The organism is Pandoraea soli (assembly GCF_902459595.1).
Lineage (GTDB): Bacteria > Pseudomonadota > Gammaproteobacteria > Burkholderiales > Burkholderiaceae > Pandoraea > Pandoraea cepalis.
In genome coordinates, this window is the sequence record NZ_CABPSG010000005.1 from 307190 (window position 1) to 323230 (window position 16041).

Below are 16041 nucleotides of genomic sequence, written 5' to 3' on the forward strand. Positions count from 1 at the left end.
GCGCCGCTCAGGCCGTCTTGGCCGCTTGCAGGTGAGTGTACTTCTCGAGCAGTTGCTCGGGTGTCTCGACGTGTTCGGGGTTGATGGGGATACACTCCACCGGACACACCTGCACACACTGCGGTTCATCGAAGTGCCCCACACACTCGGTGCACTTGTTCGGATCGATCTCGTAAATCTCGACCCCCATCGAAATCGCGTCGTTCGGGCACTCCGGCTCGCACACGTCGCAATTGATGCATTCATCGGTAATCATCAAGGCCATACGGCACCTCCAGCCGTATCGCAACGCCGGTCAGCCGCAAGGGCCGGGCCGGCGTACGCGATACTCATCCGTTCGTCGGTAGGCTGCCGACTTTCGTCATCAGCCATTTTTCGACGGAAGGAAACACGAACTTGCTGACGTCGCCGCCCAGTTGCGCGATCTCGCGCACGATCGTGCCCGAAATGAACTGATACTGGTCGGACGGCGTCATGAACATCGTTTCCACATCGGGCAACAGATAGCGATTCATCCCGGCCATCTGGAACTCGTACTCGAAGTCGGACACGGCGCGCAGGCCGCGCACGATCACACGGGCCTGGTGCTTGCGCACGAAGTCCTTGAGCAGCCCGGAAAACCCTTCCACGCTGACGTTCGGATAGTGACCCAGCACTTCGCGCGCGATGTCGATGCGCTCTTCCAACGAGAAAAACGGCTTCTTGTTTCGGCTATCCGCCACGCCGACGATGAGCTTGTCGAAAATCCCTGCCGCACGGCGGACCAGATCTTCATGTCCTCGGGTCAACGGGTCGAACGTCCCCGGATAAATCGCCACTACCATGCCAACGTCTCCTCGCGGCTGGGGACCTGCGCTGCGTACTTGTTCATTGTGGTCTCTAGGTTTTCGGTATCGATTCAAGCAAATGATAATGCACTGCCCCGGCTTTCGCCCGTCGCAGGCATGCGAGGTCGAGCACGGCCAGTGCATCGTCCTCCAGCGCGATGTCCGATTCGGCGTAGATCACCCCGCCAGGGGCAAGCAGACGGGCCGCAGGCGCCAGCAGGTCGTTCATCCAGCCACTCGCGAACGGCGGATCGAGAAACACCACGTCGAAAGCCCCGGGCGGGAGTGTGGTTATCAGGCGGCGGGCATCGGCCTGCACGATCTCGATCTGATCGGCCCCGAGTTTGGCCTGATTGGCACGCAGTTGCCGCACGGCCCGCGCGGCGTGCTCGACCATCAGCACCCGGGCGGCGCCGCGCGAGGCGGCCTCGAATCCCAGCGCGCCGCTGCCTGCGAACGCGTCGAGGCACCGCATGCCGCCCAGATCCTGCCCCAGCCAATTGAACAGGGTTTCCCGCACACGGTCAGGCGTGGGCCGCAGGCCGTCGCCCGACGGCACCGGCAGCGGCGTGCGCTTCCACTGGCCGCCGATGATGCGCACCTGCTGCGGCGCACCGCGTGCCACATTTCCCGAACCGGACTTCATCGTGTTCCCCGCAGCACAGCCTTGCCGGAGACAACGTCACCCGTGCAAAAATGAGTTCGCGCGCGCGGCTGCGCACGCCAGGAATCCAAAATCATGACAATTCACGCTACATTGTTGAGGCGAAACATACCACATCGCCCGCAAGACCCGCCCCATCAAGGCATACGATGGCACGCGACGCGCGCGGCGATGCGTCGGTCCCGAGCGGCGAGCGTCTGCCTCGACGCGGGTGCCACAACGACGACGCGCCCGGCAGAACATCACAGGAGACCACCCGATTCGCCATGACCGATGCCGCCATCGAGGTAACTGAGCTATGCAAGGCCTACGACGGCCGTCCCGTGGTCGATCATCTCTCGCTGCGCGTCGCGCCGGGTGAATGCTTCGGCTTGTTGGGGCCCAACGGGGCCGGCAAGACCACCACATTGCGCATGTTGCTGGGTCTGGTCACGCCCGACAGCGGAGACATCCGTCTCGCGGGTCTGCCCATTCCGCGACAGGCCCCGCAGGCGCGGCGCCGCGTCGGTGTGGTGCCGCAATTCGACAACCTCGACCCCGACTTCACCGTGCGCGAGAACCTCGCGGTCTTCGGGCGCTATTTCGGACTCTCCTCTACCGACCTCCGGGAGCGCGTGCCAGCACTCCTCGCGTTCGCGCGACTCGAGTCCAAGGCAGACGCCCGCGTCGGCCAACTCTCAGGCGGCATGAAACGACGTCTCACGCTCGCCCGGGCGCTCATCAACAATCCCGATGTGCTGGTGCTCGACGAGCCCACGACGGGCCTCGATCCACAAGCTCGCCATCTGATCTGGGAACGGCTCAAGTCGCTGATGAACGAAGGCAAGACGATTCTGCTCACCACTCACTTCATGGAAGAAGCCGAGCGCTTGTGCCATCGCCTGTGCGTGATCGACGCCGGCCGCAAGATCGCCGAGGGCACGCCACCCGACCTTGTTGCGCGCGAAATCGGCTGCGACGTCGTGGAGGTCTTCGGCGACGTGCCGCAAGCCCTGCTCGCGCGCCTGGCCCCGCTGGCCGAACGCATCGAGACGAGTGGCGAGACCCACTTCTGCTATGTGCGCGACGCGGCTCCGGTGGTCGCTGAGCTGCAAGATCAGCCGGGCGTTCGCTATCTGCATCGGCGTGCCAACCTGGAAGACGTCTTCCTCAAACTCACCGGCCGGGAGATGCGCGATGATTGAGCGCGACCTTCACACGCCCCGCTATCTGCCCGGCATCTCGCCGTGGATGGGCGTCTGGCGGCGTAACTTCCTCGTCTGGCGCAAGCTCGCCATCGCGTCGCTGTTCGGCAATCTGGCTGACCCGATGATCTACCTGTTCGGGCTGGGGTTCGGCCTCGGCATGATGGTCGGTGAGGTCGACGGCACCTCGTACATTGCGTTTCTCGCTGCAGGCACAGTCGGCTCGAGCGTGATGTTCTCCGCCAGCTTCGAGTCGATGTACTCGGGCTTCTCGCGCATGCATGTGCAGCGCACGTGGGAGGCGCTCATGCACACGCCACTCACGCTGGGCGACGTCGTGCTCGGCGAAGTCGTGTGGTCCGCGAGCAAGGCCGTACTCTCGGGCCTCGCGATCCTGCTGGTGGCCAGCGTGCTCGGCTACGCGCGCATCGACAGCCTGCCGGTCGTACTGCCGGCGATCCTGCTGGCGGGACTCGCGTTCGCGAGCCTTGCGATGGTGATGACAGCGCTCGCACCGAGCTACGACTTCTTCATGTTCTACCAGACGCTGGTGATGACACCGATGCTGCTGCTCTCAGGCGTGTTCTTCCCGTTGGCGCAACTGCCGGCGGCAGCCCGCCACGTGACCGAATGGCTCCCTCTGGCCCACGCGGTCGCACTGATCCGCCCCGCCATGCTCGGACGCCCGATCGACCTGCCATGGCTGCATGCAAGCGCGCTTGCCGTCTACGCGGTCGTCGGGTTCGCCGTGGCGCTGGTGTTGCTGCGCAGGCGCATTCTTCGGTAACGCCGCACTGTACCTTTCGGCCTGCTCACCGATGCCAACGAAAAACGGCACCGGAAACCGCCGGTGCCGTCTGTCGTATGGCGACACGTCACGTCACGTCAATCCTACGACGATGCGACGATTATTTCGCTGGCGTGCCTGCGGTAGATTTTCCGCTGGGCGCCGCGGCATCTGCGCTTGCGCCGCCGAAGACGCCGCTCGGCCCCACGACGACCGTGACGAGCCGGTCCGGCTGCACGTGGCGCGCGAAGGCGTCCTTCACCTGCGCGGCGGTCACGGCACCCACGTTGCGGGTCCACGTATCGAGGTAGTCCAGGGGCAGGTGATAGAAACCGATAGCGGCTACGTTCGCCAGCAACTTGCGGTTACTGTCGAGTCGCAGCGGGAAGCCGTTGGTCAGGTTGTCCTTGGCGGCCTGCATCTCGGCATCGGTCGGCCCGTCCTGGACGAACTTGGCGAGCGTTTCGCGCACGACCTTGAGCGCTTCCGGTGCCTGCTCGCGACGCGTCTGCAAACTTATCTCGAACGGCCCCTCCTGCAACTGCGGCATGAAGCCACTCGACACACCGTACGTCAGACCGCGCTTTTCACGCACTTCCGACGTCAAGCGGGACACAAAGCCGCCGCCGCCCAGGACATAGTTCCCCACAAGCAACGGGAAGTAGTCGGGATCGCTGCGCGCCACCGATGCCTGTCCCATCACAATGTGCGCCTGCTCGGCCGGGTGCGGAAGATCGATCTGCACGGCACTGCCCAACGACGCGACCGGCGGCATCGCCGGAGGCGTCAGCCCCGCGGGCATAGCGTCGATCAGCGTGGCGACGAGCGTCTCGGCCTGCGCTCGATCGATGTCCCCGACGATCGTCACGACCGCGCGCTTCGGGCTGTACATGTCGCGGTAGAAGCGCACCAGATCGTCGCGCTTCACAGCGTTCACACTCGCCACCGTCGGGCTGACGCCATACGGATGGCTGCCATAGATCGCGCGGCGAAATGCCTTCTCGGCAATCGCCTCGGGCTTCGTATCGGATTCCGCAATCGCCGACGACAGACGCGCCGCCTCCCGCTTGAGCACCGCATCGGGGAACGTGGGATGTTGCAGGAACTGCGCCATCGCGCTGACCGCCGCATCGCGTTCGGTCGCTGACGACAGCGTGCGCAGGGTGACGGTCGCGGCATCGCGTCCGGCACTCGTCGCTTCCATCGCGCCCACATCGGCAAAGCGATCGGCAATCTGCGCCTCGGTCAGCGCGGGGCGCCCCGCTGCGGCGGCCGCGCCCGCGTCGAGCAAGCCCGCCGTGAACATCGCCAGACCGGACTTCCCTGGCGGATCGTAGCGACTGCCGGCATCGAAGTCGATGTTCAGGTCGATCATCGGGATCGAACGGCTCTCGACGAACATCACCTTGGCGCCCGACGGCGCCACCCAGCTTTGAATCGGCAGCGCCGCGCGAGCGCTCAGCGGCGCGACGGCCACAACGAGGCCTGCGGCAACGGCGGCAACGGTCGCCGTAAAGCCCATGCGCGCAGGCACGGAGAACGCACGCAACAGTGCGGAAATTTTCATCATCGTGTGGCCCTCTCAGCGCATGTTCTTCAAGTCTTCCGCCCCTTGGGCGCGGCGCTTTCGTGTCGCTTCGTCGATGGGCTGAGGCACCAGCGTCGCCACGGTCAACGACGCGTCGCCGAAGTACTTGCCCGCCACCGCCTGCACCTGTGCCGGCGTGACCGCCTTCACCTTGTCGAGCATGCGATCGATTTGCCGCCACGAGATGCCCGACATTTCGTTCAGGCCGATCTCCATCGCCTGGCCGAACACCGAGTCGCGTTTGTAGATTTGCGAGGCGACGACCTGGGCCTTCACGCGCCCGAGTTCCGCCGCGGTCACACCATGCGCCGCAATATCGGCCACCTGCGCGCGGAGTGCCTTCTCGAGCTGCTCAGGCGTCTTGCCCTTCGCGGGGGTGCCGTCGAGAAGGAAGAATTGCGGGCCGCGGCCCACGCCATCGTAGTTGGCACCGACATCGTTCGCGATGCGTTGCTCGCGCACGAGACGGCTCGTCAGACGCGCATTGCCATAGCCGTCGAGCACGGCGGCAAGTACCTGCAGCGCATAGACGTCGTCGTCCTTCTCGACGTCGGTCAGGCGCGGCGCACGCCACGCGAGCATCACGTGCGGATTCTCGGCCGGCGCTTTCACGAACACGCGGCGCACGCCCAGTTGTGCCGGTTCGTTCTGCGGACGCCGATCGGGCAACGCATGTGGCTTGAGCGGGCCGTAATACGTCTCGGCGAGTTGCTTGACCTGAGCGGGATCGACATCACCGCTCACGACCACCACCGCATTGTTCGGCGCATACCAGCGCACGTACCAGTCGTGTGCGTCCTGGACGGTCATGTGCTGAAGGTCGTCCATCCAGCCGACGATCGGGCGACGATACGGATTGGCGACGAGCGCCGAGGCCATCAGTTGCTCGTAGAGCAATGCGCGCGGCTGATCGTCCGTGCGCAACCGGCGCTCCTCCATGACCACCTGGATCTCTTTGGCGAACTCGTCGCCGGAGAGCGTGAGGTTGGCCATGCGGTCGGCCTCGAGACGCATCATCTCTGGCAGACGCGACTTTTCCGTCTGCTCGAAGTAGCCGGTGTAGTCCTTGCTGGTGAACGCGTTTTCGCGGCCACCCAGCGCCGCCACCTGACGCGAGAACTGGCCCGGCCCGACAGTCTTGGTGCCCTTGAACATCATGTGTTCGAGCACGTGGGCCACGCCCGTCGTGCCATTGAATTCGTCGAGCGAGCCCGCGCGGTACCAGACCACATGGGCCACCGTCGGTGCCCGGTGGTCTTCGCGCACGATCAGCCGCAGCCCGTTCGATAACGTGAATTCCGAAGTGTTATCCGCCGTTTTGCTGCCGGCGGTGTCGGCCGCATGGCTCAGGCATGCCACACTGGCCAGGATGAGTCCGGCCAAGGTATGTCGCCAGCGCATGGTTCCCGTCATGGATCCCCTTTCGCCCGTCACGGACGTTGATTCGCGTCTGATAAAATACGTCGCATTTCCCGCGTCGGAAACCACGACCCGCCCATTGTAGGGCGTTTTGTGCGACGCGAATGGCAAGACAAATCACAGACGCACGCCGACCGCGTGCGCCCACGTCGAGTTCTTCACCCCATGTTCAGTTTCTTCAAGCGCTTCAAGTCGGGCGGTAACAAAGCCGCCGAGACGAGTCCCGCATCGACCGAATCCCTCGCGTCCGACGCGTTGGCGCCATCGCCGGAAATCCCGGAAACGCCGAGCTTGCCGGTCGAAGACGCTGCGGCGAAGGCCGATATCGCACCGGCGCAGCCCGCCGCGCCCGCCCCCGCGAGCCCGCCGCCGCCTGTCGCACCCGCGGTGGCCCCCGCGACCGCACCGGCCGAAGCCGCGCCGGTACCCGCCGCGCCAATCGACGCCCCGTCCTCGCCTGTCGCCCCGGTCGAAAATGCGGTGCCGTCCGAACCGGCGCGGGGGAAGGTCCCATCGCTCGTCGCGCCGGCGCAGTCCACGCCCACGTTTGCGCCGCAAATCGCGCCCAAACTGGCGGAACCCGTCGAGCCGATTGAGCCGATTGAGCCGATTGAGCCGATTGAGCCGACATCGTCGATCGAGCCGGCCGCCCCGCCCGCGGCCGTTGTTGTCACGGATGCCCACGGCGACGCCATCGGTGAGATCGTCGCGGCCCCCGCCCAAGCCCCGGCAGCCAAGCGGTCCTGGCTCACGCGCCTGAAGGCGGGACTGTCGAAGACGAGCGCCGGTCTCACGGGCATCTTCATCGGCGTGAAAGTCGACGAGAACCTGTTCGAGGAACTGGAAGACGCCCTGCTGATGAGCGACGCCGGCGTGGAAGCCACGGCATTCCTGATCGGCGCCCTGCGCAAGAAGGTCAAGACTGACCGGCTGACCGAAGGCGAGCAGGTCAAGCGTGCGCTGCACGATCTGCTGGTCGAATTGCTGCAGCCGCTGGAACAAAGCCTGGTCCTCGGTCGCGAGGCGCCGATGGTCGTGATGATCGCGGGCGTGAACGGCGCCGGCAAGACGACAAGCATCGGCAAGCTCGCCAAACACTTCCAGCACTACGGCCAGTCCGTGCTGCTCGCCGCCGGAGACACCTTCCGCGCGGCGGCACGCGAACAACTGGCGATCTGGGGCGAGCGCAACAACGTCGCCGTCGTCTCACAGGAAAACGGCGACCCGGCCGCCGTCGTGTTCGACGCAGTGACGGCTGCGCGCGCGCGCAAGATCGACATCGTGATGGCCGACACCGCTGGCCGACTGCCCACGCAACTACATCTGATGGAAGAGTTGAAGAAGATCAGGCGCGTGTTGGGCAAAGCTGCCGAGGGCGCACCGCACGAGGTGCTGCTCGTGATCGACGCCAACACGGGGCAAAACGCGCTCACGCAGGTCAAGGCGTTCGACGACGCGCTGCAACTCACCGGCCTCATCGTGACAAAGCTCGACGGCACGGCCAAGGGCGGCATTCTCGCCGCGATTGCGCGTCAGCGTCCGGTGCCGGTGTACTTCATCGGCGTGGGCGAAAAAGTCGAGGATCTGCAGCCGTTCTCGGCGCGCGAATTCGCCGACGCCCTGCTCGGCTAACTCAGCCAGCTCAATCAAGCGCATCCGCCGGCCACAAGGCCAACGGCCCGCCCGCATCATGTGGCGGGCCGTTGCCTTTTCCGGCGACGCTAGACAGCGCCGCCCGATATCAGCGCGTTACCACTGCTGCGCAACGAGTCCTGCGCAGAGCCCCCACATCATCATGCCGACGATCCCATCGAGGATCTGCCATGCCCGCGCGCGCGCAAATAGCGGCGCGAGCAACCGGGCGCCATAGCCAAGCGTGGTGAACCACAAAACGGAGGCGGTCATCGCACCCACGGCAAACCACGCATTCCCGGGCGGCACCTCGCGCGCGCCGATGCCCCCCAGCAGAATCACCGTATCGAGATAGACGTGCGGATTGAGCAAGGAGAGCATCAGCACGAGCACGAACGCACGTTGCCAGGTCATGTCCTGCGTGGCCGCGCGACTGCCGTCGGCCTGCAGGGCCCCCGCCCCACGCAACGCGGCGCGCCACGCGCGCAGGCCGTACCAGAACAGGAACGCCGCGCCGCCCCAAGTCACCGCCGTCAGGAAGCGGGGATAGGCGGCAATCAAGCCGCCCATGCCCGCCACGCCTGCCGCAATCAAGCCCATGTCGCAGATCGCGCAGACAGTCACGACCACGCCGACATGGCGTCGAAGAATGCCCTGACGCAGCACAAACGCGTTCTGCGCGCCGATGGCCATGATGAGGCTGGCCCCCAGTGCCATGCCCCGCCAGAACGCCGGATCGACCATCGTGCGGCTTACTCGGCGTCGGGTTGCACGTCGGGCGCCGCGCGACGGAAGGCGTCGAGTGTCAGGCAGTGCGCGTTGACCGCGGCGATTCGCGGGAAGGGCGTCATGTCCACTTTGAATCGGTTGGCGTTGTAGACCTGCGGCACGAGGCAGCAATCCGCGAGCGTCGGGGTGTCGCCAAAGGTGAACTTGCCTTGCGGCGACTGCGCCGCCAGCCGGGCTTCCAGCGCCGTGAAACCCTCCACGACCCAGTGGACGTACCAGGCATCCTTCTGCGCGTCGGTCACCCCCAGGTCGTGCTTGAGATAACGCAGCACGCGCAGGTTGTCGATCGGGTGGATGTCCGCGGCGATGTCGAGCGCCAGTGCCCGCACCTGAGCGCGCGCCACCGGGTCGGCCGGCAGGAGCGCAGGCGTCGGATGCACGTCTTCGAGATACTCGATGATGGCCAGCGATTGATGGATATTCACGCCCTCGTCGACGAAGGTCGGCACCAATCCGTTGACGTTGAGCGCACGGTACGCCGGTTTGCGCTGCTCGCCGCCCTCTCGCACCAGATGCACCGGCACGGTCTCGTAATCGAGGCCCTTCAAATTCAGGGCGATCCGCACGCGATACGCGGCGGAACTGCGGAAATAGCTATACAGCGTGGGCATGGCTGACCTCGGAGGCGAAATTGGGGAAGGCGCGGCGCCGGCGTCAAGCCTCAGGGGCCGCGTCTGAACACGAAATGGTACTTCAAGCGCTGGCCCCGATGACACTTGATTGCGTATGATGGATGGATATCCGGCGGCAGGATCACAGCGGCTCGCCCGTCCCCTGCACCGCCCCTGCGACCCCAACACCCACGCGCCATGACCTCTGCCGCTCCCTTCGCCTGTGCACCGCTGCTCAAAATCATCGCTCGCGGGGCGAAAGGCGCACGGGCACTCAACGCCGACGAAACGCGCACCCTGTTCGACGCCATCCTCGCCGGCCGCGTGGCCCCGGCGGAGCTGGGCGGGGTTCTGATCGCCTATCGTATCAAGGGGGAAACGCCGGTCGAACTGCGCGCGATGCTCGACGCCGCTCACGCGACGTTTACGCCCCTTATCTCCCCCACCGACGCCCCGCCGCCGGTGCTGCTGCCCAGTTACAACGGCGCGCGCAAGCAACCGAACCTCACGCCGCTGCTTGCCCTGCTGCTTGCCCGCGAGGGGATTCCGGTACTCGTGCACGGTCAGCATCACAGCGGCGCCAATCGCGTGGGCTCCCAGGCGATCTTTGCCGCGCTGGGTCACGCCGCCTGTCAATCCGCGGCCGAGGTGGAGGCGGCACTGCGAACGCATCGTGTCGCCTATCTGCCGATTGCGGCGCTTTCCCCCGCGCTGGAGCGACTGCTGGAGATGCGTTCGGCGCTGGGTGTTCGCAACTCCGGCCACACCGTGGTGAAGTTGTTGCAACCGTTTGCCGGTCCCGCGTTGCGGCTCGTGAATTACACGCACCCGGAATATCGAGAAACGCTCAGTGAGATGTTTGCCGACGCGGCCAACAGTGCGGCGCCGGGCGTGCTGCTCGCGCGTGGCACGGAAGGCGAACCGGTCGCGGATGCCCGCCGCCAGGCCGCCATCGACGGCTTTTCGGACGGGGCTTACCAGCTATGGCAGGAAGCGGAAGACGGTGCGACGGGCACGCCGCCGAGGCTCCCGGCGGCCGACGCACCCGCAACCGCGCAGTGGATTGAAGCCGTGCTGGCCGGCACCGTTGCCGTGCCCGCGCCGATCGCCCGGCAAGTCGAGGTGATTCGTCAGGCACTGGGACGCATCCAATAGAAAGAAGGCGCACGCGCGCAAGCGACGCTCGAGCGCAACGGCGAGGCAATCCCCTGGATTTCGACGCCCCGCCCCCGGGAATTCTCAATAATTTTCGGAACATTTCATTCCGAAATTAGTCAAATATGCTGTTTTGGGACGCATATCCAGCGAGCGCCGGGGGAGCGCGCGGCCCGATCGGCCTGACGAAATACGGTCGATTCAGTCGGTCGACGCCATGCGGGTCGCTTGCCACGAGATGAGGTGCCATTCGTTGGCTTCGAGCACGTGCACCGCCGTATAAGCCATTTGCGACTCAAGCGAGCCGGTGGCAGTTTCCAGTTCGACCTTCAGCTTGCCCGTGACGACCACGGTGTCGCCGAACTGGCGCAGTTCCTGCGCGCGAATATCGATGTCGAGGTAACGGCGGCGGCCCGACGTGAGCGCGTCGAGAAATTCGCGCTTGCTTTCGCGTTTGCCGTTCGAATGGACGTAGTGGAGGCCGTCGGCCAAGAGGGCGTCGAGTTGTTCGACGTCCCCTTCGACCATTGCGTCAAAGCGCGCCGACTCGCGTTCGCGTACCGCGTCAATTTGCTTCTCCGCCATGTCGACCTCCCGTCGTCTTCGCCCCAAACGCGCGCGGCTTGGGTTGCAATTTACACCATCCGCGTGACGTTTGCGCCAGTGACTTTCCCCGTTAGATGGGGGGTGCTGGAAAACCCCGAGATTGCGGAAACTTCCCACCCGGTAAGGGTTCTAACGTCTTTAGCACTCATTCGAAGAGAGTGCTAAAATGTTTTCCAGAGGCTAACCAGGAGTCTGCCACTTGAGTACTGCCGCCACTTTGCATCCGACGACGCCGGCCACCGGCACGGCGCCGACTTCGCGTGCCCTTGCGTTTGCCCCGTCTGCATTGATGCTGCCGGGCAGTCTGGGCAATATCGAAAGCTATATTCAAGCCGTCCACCGTATTCCGCTGCTTACCGCCGAGGAAGAACAGTCGCTTGCCAAGCGTCTGCGTGAGAACGACGACCTCGAAGCCGCCCGTCAGCTCGTGCTCTCGCACCTGCGCCTGGTGGTGTCGATCGCGCGTAACTACCTCGGCTACGGTCTGCCGCACGCTGACCTGATCCAGGAAGGCAACATCGGCCTGATGAAAGCCGTCAAGCGCTTCGATCCGACCCAGGGGGTGCGACTCGTGTCGTACGCCATGCACTGGATCAAGGCCGAGATTCACGAGTACGTGCTGCGCAACTGGCGCACGGTCAAGGTCGCGACGACCAAGGCCCAGCGCAAGCTGTTCTTCAATCTGCGCAGCCAGAAGCAAGGCTTGCAGGCGTTCACGCCGGACGAGATCGATCAGGTCGCCCGCGATCTGAACGTCAAGCGCGAAGACGTCATCGAGATGGAAACGCGCATGTCGGGCGGCGATATCGCCCTCGAAGGGCATAGTGACGACAGCGACAGCGCAAGCTTCGCTCCCATCGCCTATCTGGCCGACTCGCACCAGGAGCCGACCGCCGTGATCGCCGCACGCGAGCGCGACCGTCTGCAAAGCGATGGCCTGCAAACGGCCCTCGGCCGTCTCGACGCACGCAGCCGCCGCATCATCGAAGCGCGCTGGCTGTCGGTGGCCGACGACGGCAGTGGCGGCGCCACACTTCACGAGCTGGCAGACGAATTCGGCGTGTCCGCCGAGCGTATCCGTCAGATCGAAGTCGCCGCGATGAAGAAGATGAAGGGCGCGCTGCAAGCCTCTGCGTAACACCTCGATCGGATTGTCGATGGCGATGCTTCACGTTGCCACACGACATCGCCGACACCGAAACCCCGTGAGATCCACGGGGTTTTTTTATTGGACTTCGAAAGTTCACGCGACATTTGCGTCGAACTTGATGCATCGCAAGGTCGCCGGCGAGCGCGGTCGATAGAATGAATTCGTACGTGGCCATGCTACGTGCGAAGGACGGCCCGGGGGCCGTTCGCTGCGCCGGACCCGTGTTTCGAATCCGCATCGAACCGGCGTCATCGGCGTGTCTTCCGCCCCCCACGCCGCGGTTTGACATTTTCAAGCGATGAGGCAAAATGCGGCGAAAGTCGACGCGGTTTTCGACACAACGACTTTCGACGCCAGGAGCCGTCACGGATGGACACCCACTCTCCTAGCAGTCTGAAGCCTCCCGCCACGGCCGCGCCTGTCGCGGCGTCGCGTCCCGCCATCGCCGCCCTGCGTGCCTGGGCGATGCAGCGCTGGCGCAACCGCCCGTCCCGCTTCATGTTCGAAATCCTGATCGTCCTCGCGATCAAGGTAGCACTCCTTTTCATCCTGAAGCACGCGTTCTTCGACGCCCCGATGGCCAAGCACATGCAATTGCCGCCGGATGTCGTGGCGCGCGCCCTGATCGGGCCGCAAGCCGTCGAAGCGCCATCCCCCACCCCAAGTCAAGGTGTCCGCCATGATCAGTAGCGAAGTCGTTGACCTCTCGCGCCTGCAGTTCGCCATAACGGCGTTGTATCACTTCCTGTTTGTCCCGCTCACCCTGGGCCTGTCGTGGCTGCTTGTCATCATGGAATCGGTCTACGTCATGACCGGCAAGCCGATCTACAAGGACATGACCCAGTTCTGGGGCAAGCTCTTTCTGATCAACTTCGCGATGGGCGTAACCACCGGTCTCACGCTCGAATTCCAGTTCGGCACCAACTGGGCGTACTACTCGCATTACGTGGGCGATATCTTCGGCGTGCCGCTCGCGATTGAAGGCCTGATGGCGTTCTTCCTCGAAGCCACGTTCGTCGGTCTGTTCTTCTTCGGCTGGAACAAGCTCTCGCGCATCGGCCACCTGGCCACCACGTTCGCGGTGGCACTGGGCTCGAACCTCTCGGCGTTGTGGATTCTCGTGGCCAACGGCTGGATGAACAATCCGGTCGGCGCGCACTTCAACTACGAGACCATGCGCATGGAGTTGACCAGCATCTGGGACGTGATCTTCAACCCCGTGGCCCAGGTGAAGTTCGTGCACACGCTCTCGGCCGGCTACGTCACCGCCGCCATGTTCGTGCTCGGCATTTCGGCCTGGTACCTGCTCAAGCGCCGTGACGTGCCGTTCGCGCTGCGCTCATTCGCCGTCGCGGCCGGCTTCGGTCTGGCCTCGACGCTGTCGGTCATCGTGCTGGGCGACGAATCGGGCTACACCACGGGCGAAGTGCAGAAGGTCAAGCTCGCCGCCATCGAAGCAGAATGGGAGACGGCCAAGCCGCCTGCATCGTTCACGCTGTTCGGCTTCCCGAACCAGAAGGAAGCGCGCACGGACTATGCGGTGAAGATTCCCTGGGCCATGGGCCTGATCGCCACGCGCTCGATCGACACGCCGGTGATCGGCCTCACGCAATTACGCGACGAACACGAGGAGAACATCCGGCGCGGCATGCTCGCCTTCGCGGCCCTCGAGAAGCTGCGCGGCGGCGACACGTCGCCGGCCATGCACGCCGAGTTCGACAAATACAAGGACGATCTCGGCTACGGTCTGCTGCTCAAGAAGTACACGCCGAACGTCGTCGACGCCACGCCTGAGCAGATCCGCCTGGCGGCCAACGATACGATTCCGGCGGTCGCGCCCGTGTTCTGGTCGTTCCGCGTCATGGTCGCGCTGGGCTTCCTGTTCCTGTTCACGTTCCTCTGGGCGTTCTGGCTGTGCGCACGCCGTCGTCTGCTCAAGCCTCGCTCGGCGTGGTTCCTGCGCTGGACGGTGTGGGCGATTCCGCTGCCGTGGATCGCGATCGAATTCGGGTGGATCGTCGCCGAGATGGGGCGTCAGCCGTGGACCATCGCCGGCGTGCTGCCGACCCACCTTTCGGTCTCGTCGCTCTCGGCAACCGACCTGTACCTGAGCCTCGCGGGCTTCATCATCTTCTACACCGCGTTGCTCATCGTCGAAATGTTCCTGATGGTGAAGTACGTCAAGCTCGGCCCGTCGTCGTTGCACACCGGCCGCTATCACTTCGAGACCGAAGGGACCGACGGCGCGGCCATGGTTGGCAAGCGTCCGACGGCTTCGGTCTGATCGTCAGGGAGACACCACATCATGATGATCGATTACACCGTACTCAAGCTGGTCTGGTGGGTGCTCATCGGCGTTCTGCTGATCGGCTTCGCCTTCTTCGACGGCTTCGACATGGGCACGGCCACGCTGCTGCCCTTCCTGGGCAAGACCGACGCGGAGCGCCGCGTCATCATCAATACGGTCGCGCCGACCTGGGAAGGCAACCAGGTCTGGTTCGTGACGGCGGGCGGCGCCATGTTCGCCGCCTGGCCGCTCGTCTACGCGGCGGCGTTCTCGGGCTTGTACTGGGCGCTGCTGCTCGTGCTTTTCGCGTTGTTCCTGCGGCCGGTCGGCTTCGACTACCGCAACAAGCTGCCGAGCGCACGCTGGCGCAATTCGTGGGACTGGGCGCTGTTCGCCGGCAGTGTGGTGCCGTCGCTGGTGTTCGGGGTGGCCTTCGGTAACTTGCTGCTCGGCCTGCCGTTCTCGTTCGACGACACCATGCGCTCCACGTACACCGGCTCGTTCTGGGCGCTGCTCAATCCGTTCGCGCTGCTGTGCGGGTTGGTGAGCCTGCTCATGTTGCTCACGCACGGCGCGGCCCATCTGCGCATGAAGGCCGATCCGATCGTGGCCGAACGCGCCGGACGCATCATGCGCCTCACCGCGCTGGGCACGCTGCTGCTGTTCCTCGTGGCGGGCGTGCTCGTCGCCACGCACATCGACGGCTTCGCCATCACGAAGATGGCCGCGACCGACTCGCCGGCCAACCCGCTCCTGAAGCAGGTCACGACGGGCCCCGGCCTCTGGCTCACGAACTATCAGACCTACCCGTGGATGATCGCGGCACCGGTCGTTGCCTGTCTGTGCGCCCTGCTCGCGGCCTTGCTGGCGAACAGCCGGGCCTACGCGTGGACGTTCGTCGTCACCGGACTGATGATGGCCGGCATCATTCTCACCGCGGGCTTCTCGATGTTCCCGTTCGTGATGCCCTCGGCCACGGTACCCGGCAACAGCCTGACGGTCTGGGACGCCACCTCGAGTCAGCTCACGCTGCAAATCATGCTCATCGCCGTCGTCGTCTTCCTGCCCGTCGTCCTGCTCTATACCGGCTGGGTGTATCGCGTGATTCGTGGACGCGTGACGATCGAGACGGTCAACGACAACCCGCACACGATGTATTGATCAAGGAGTCGCGACATGTGGTACTTCTCTTGGATTCTCGGCCTCGGCCTCGCGCTCGCGTTCGGCATCATCAATGTGATGTGGTTCGAAGCGCATGACGACCTCGAACGCCGCAGTCAGGAAGGCAATGGCCCCTGAGCGCATCCGTTCGGGACATGGTCGGCAGAAATGAAAATCGCGC

At 64.7% G+C, this 16041-nt stretch carries 17 protein-coding genes; 9 read left to right on the forward strand and 8 right to left on the reverse strand.

The window, feature by feature from the left end; genetic code table 11:
• Nucleotides 1–7: 7 nt before the first annotated feature.
• From PSO31014_RS11750 to rsmD, 3 genes are all read right to left on the reverse strand, one after another.
• Nucleotides 8–265 (reverse strand): YfhL family 4Fe-4S dicluster ferredoxin, encoded by a 258-nt coding sequence (locus PSO31014_RS11750; RefSeq protein ID WP_017232661.1) that lies wholly within the window; start codon nt 263–265, stop codon nt 8–10.
• 64 nt (nt 266–329) lie between these two features.
• On the reverse strand, nt 330–824 hold the full coding sequence (gene coaD, locus PSO31014_RS11755; RefSeq protein ID WP_150551778.1) for a pantetheine-phosphate adenylyltransferase: 495 nt from the start codon (nt 822–824) through the stop codon (nt 330–332).
• Nucleotides 825–879: 55 nt separating this feature from the next.
• Complete coding sequence (gene rsmD / locus PSO31014_RS11760) at nt 880–1473, reverse strand: 16S rRNA (guanine(966)-N(2))-methyltransferase RsmD (RefSeq protein WP_150551779.1); 594 nt, start codon at nt 1471–1473, stop codon at nt 880–882.
• Between the two features lie 284 nt (nt 1474–1757).
• Here rsmD and nodI point away from each other — a divergent pair, with 284 nt between their 5' ends.
• On the forward strand, nt 1758–2675 hold the full coding sequence (gene nodI, locus PSO31014_RS11765; RefSeq protein WP_150551780.1) for a nodulation factor ABC transporter ATP-binding protein NodI: 918 nt from the start codon (nt 1758–1760) through the stop codon (nt 2673–2675).
• A complete protein-coding gene (locus tag PSO31014_RS11770; protein ID WP_150551781.1) occupies nt 2668–3462 on the forward strand; it encodes an ABC transporter permease in 795 nt (264 codons plus the stop codon). The genes nodI and PSO31014_RS11770 overlap by 8 nt, the downstream gene beginning before the upstream one ends.
• A gap of 121 nt (nt 3463–3583) precedes the next feature.
• On the opposite strand, the gene PSO31014_RS11775 is transcribed toward PSO31014_RS11770, so the two are convergent.
• Both PSO31014_RS11775 and PSO31014_RS11780 read right to left on the reverse strand, forming a co-directional pair.
• A complete protein-coding gene (locus PSO31014_RS11775; protein WP_425494873.1) occupies nt 3584–5029 on the reverse strand; it encodes a M16 family metallopeptidase in 1446 nt (481 codons plus the stop codon).
• A gap of 15 nt (nt 5030–5044) precedes the next feature.
• A complete protein-coding gene (locus PSO31014_RS11780) occupies nt 5045–6451 on the reverse strand; it encodes a M16 family metallopeptidase (protein WP_425494874.1) in 1407 nt (468 codons plus the stop codon).
• Between the two features lie 183 nt (nt 6452–6634).
• Between PSO31014_RS11780 and ftsY the strand changes: the two genes are divergently transcribed.
• Complete coding sequence (gene ftsY, locus PSO31014_RS11785; protein ID WP_150551783.1) at nt 6635–8101, forward strand: signal recognition particle-docking protein FtsY; 1467 nt, start codon at nt 6635–6637, stop codon at nt 8099–8101.
• A 117-nt stretch (nt 8102–8218) separates the two neighbouring features.
• Here ftsY and PSO31014_RS11790 read toward each other — a convergent pair whose 3' ends face one another.
• Both PSO31014_RS11790 and maiA read right to left on the reverse strand, forming a co-directional pair.
• Nucleotides 8219–8845 (reverse strand): LysE/ArgO family amino acid transporter, encoded by a 627-nt coding sequence (locus tag PSO31014_RS11790; RefSeq protein ID WP_150551784.1) that lies wholly within the window; start codon nt 8843–8845, stop codon nt 8219–8221.
• Nucleotides 8846–8853: 8 nt separating this feature from the next.
• Nucleotides 8854–9501: a maleylacetoacetate isomerase gene (maiA, locus tag PSO31014_RS11795; protein WP_150551785.1), complete on the reverse strand. Its 648-nt coding sequence runs from the start codon at nt 9499–9501 to the stop codon at nt 8854–8856.
• A 198-nt stretch (nt 9502–9699) separates the two neighbouring features.
• Between maiA and ybiB the strand changes: the two genes are divergently transcribed.
• On the forward strand, nt 9700–10656 hold the full coding sequence (gene ybiB, locus PSO31014_RS11800; protein WP_150551786.1) for a DNA-binding protein YbiB: 957 nt from the start codon (nt 9700–9702) through the stop codon (nt 10654–10656).
• Nucleotides 10657–10857: 201 nt separating this feature from the next.
• Here the strand turns inward: ybiB and PSO31014_RS11805 are convergent, their stop codons facing one another.
• Complete coding sequence (locus tag PSO31014_RS11805) at nt 10858–11241, reverse strand: nuclear transport factor 2 family protein (RefSeq protein ID WP_017232672.1); 384 nt, start codon at nt 11239–11241, stop codon at nt 10858–10860.
• A gap of 220 nt (nt 11242–11461) precedes the next feature.
• Here PSO31014_RS11805 and rpoH point away from each other — a divergent pair, with 220 nt between their 5' ends.
• The 5 genes from rpoH (at nt 11462) to cydX (ending at nt 15998) form a co-directional block, all read left to right on the forward strand.
• Nucleotides 11462–12400 carry an RNA polymerase sigma factor RpoH gene (gene rpoH, locus PSO31014_RS11810; protein ID WP_150551787.1) on the forward strand — a complete coding sequence of 313 codons (939 nt, stop codon included), beginning with the start codon at nt 11462–11464 and terminating at the stop codon, nt 12398–12400.
• A gap of 381 nt (nt 12401–12781) precedes the next feature.
• The gene (gene cydP / locus PSO31014_RS11815; RefSeq protein WP_017232674.1) at nt 12782–13102 is read left to right on the forward strand and encodes a cytochrome oxidase putative small subunit CydP; all 321 of its coding nucleotides are present in this window, start codon (nt 12782–12784) and stop codon (nt 13100–13102) included.
• A complete protein-coding gene (locus tag PSO31014_RS11820; protein ID WP_017232675.1) occupies nt 13092–14696 on the forward strand; it encodes a cytochrome ubiquinol oxidase subunit I in 1605 nt (534 codons plus the stop codon). The genes cydP and PSO31014_RS11820 overlap by 11 nt, the downstream gene beginning before the upstream one ends.
• Before the next feature lie 27 nt (nt 14697–14723).
• A complete protein-coding gene (gene cydB / locus PSO31014_RS11825; protein ID WP_174976489.1) occupies nt 14724–15860 on the forward strand; it encodes a cytochrome d ubiquinol oxidase subunit II in 1137 nt (378 codons plus the stop codon).
• 15 nt (nt 15861–15875) lie between these two features.
• Nucleotides 15876–15998, forward strand: coding sequence for a cytochrome bd-I oxidase subunit CydX (gene cydX, locus PSO31014_RS11830; RefSeq protein ID WP_017232677.1), 123 nt, complete (start codon nt 15876–15878; stop codon nt 15996–15998).
• Nucleotides 15999–16041: the final 43 nt, after the last annotated feature.

Coding starts and splice junctions, on each gene's coding strand:
- PSO31014_RS11750 (WP_017232661.1), bottom strand. CDS start 265: ATGGCCTTGATGATTACCGATGAATGCATCAATTGCGACGTGTGCGAG.
- coaD (WP_150551778.1), bottom strand. CDS start 824: ATGGTAGTGGCGATTTATCCGGGGACGTTCGACCCGTTGACCCGAGGA.
- rsmD (WP_150551779.1), bottom strand. CDS start 1,473: ATGAAGTCCGGTTCGGGAAATGTGGCACGCGGTGCGCCGCAGCAGGTG.
- nodI (WP_150551780.1), top strand. CDS start 1,758: ATGACCGATGCCGCCATCGAGGTAACTGAGCTATGCAAGGCCTACGAC.
- PSO31014_RS11770 (WP_150551781.1), top strand. CDS start 2,668: ATGATTGAGCGCGACCTTCACACGCCCCGCTATCTGCCCGGCATCTCG.
- PSO31014_RS11775 (WP_425494873.1), bottom strand. CDS start 5,029: ATGAAAATTTCCGCACTGTTGCGTGCGTTCTCCGTGCCTGCGCGCATG.
- PSO31014_RS11780 (WP_425494874.1), bottom strand. CDS start 6,451: ATGCGCTGGCGACATACCTTGGCCGGACTCATCCTGGCCAGTGTGGCA.
- ftsY (WP_150551783.1), top strand. CDS start 6,635: ATGTTCAGTTTCTTCAAGCGCTTCAAGTCGGGCGGTAACAAAGCCGCC.
- PSO31014_RS11790 (WP_150551784.1), bottom strand. CDS start 8,845: ATGGTCGATCCGGCGTTCTGGCGGGGCATGGCACTGGGGGCCAGCCTC.
- maiA (WP_150551785.1), bottom strand. CDS start 9,501: ATGCCCACGCTGTATAGCTATTTCCGCAGTTCCGCCGCGTATCGCGTG.
- ybiB (WP_150551786.1), top strand. CDS start 9,700: ATGACCTCTGCCGCTCCCTTCGCCTGTGCACCGCTGCTCAAAATCATC.
- PSO31014_RS11805 (WP_017232672.1), bottom strand. CDS start 11,241: ATGGCGGAGAAGCAAATTGACGCGGTACGCGAACGCGAGTCGGCGCGC.
- cydP (WP_017232674.1), top strand. CDS start 12,782: ATGGACACCCACTCTCCTAGCAGTCTGAAGCCTCCCGCCACGGCCGCG.
- PSO31014_RS11820 (WP_017232675.1), top strand. CDS start 13,092: ATGATCAGTAGCGAAGTCGTTGACCTCTCGCGCCTGCAGTTCGCCATA.
- cydX (WP_017232677.1), top strand. CDS start 15,876: ATGTGGTACTTCTCTTGGATTCTCGGCCTCGGCCTCGCGCTCGCGTTC.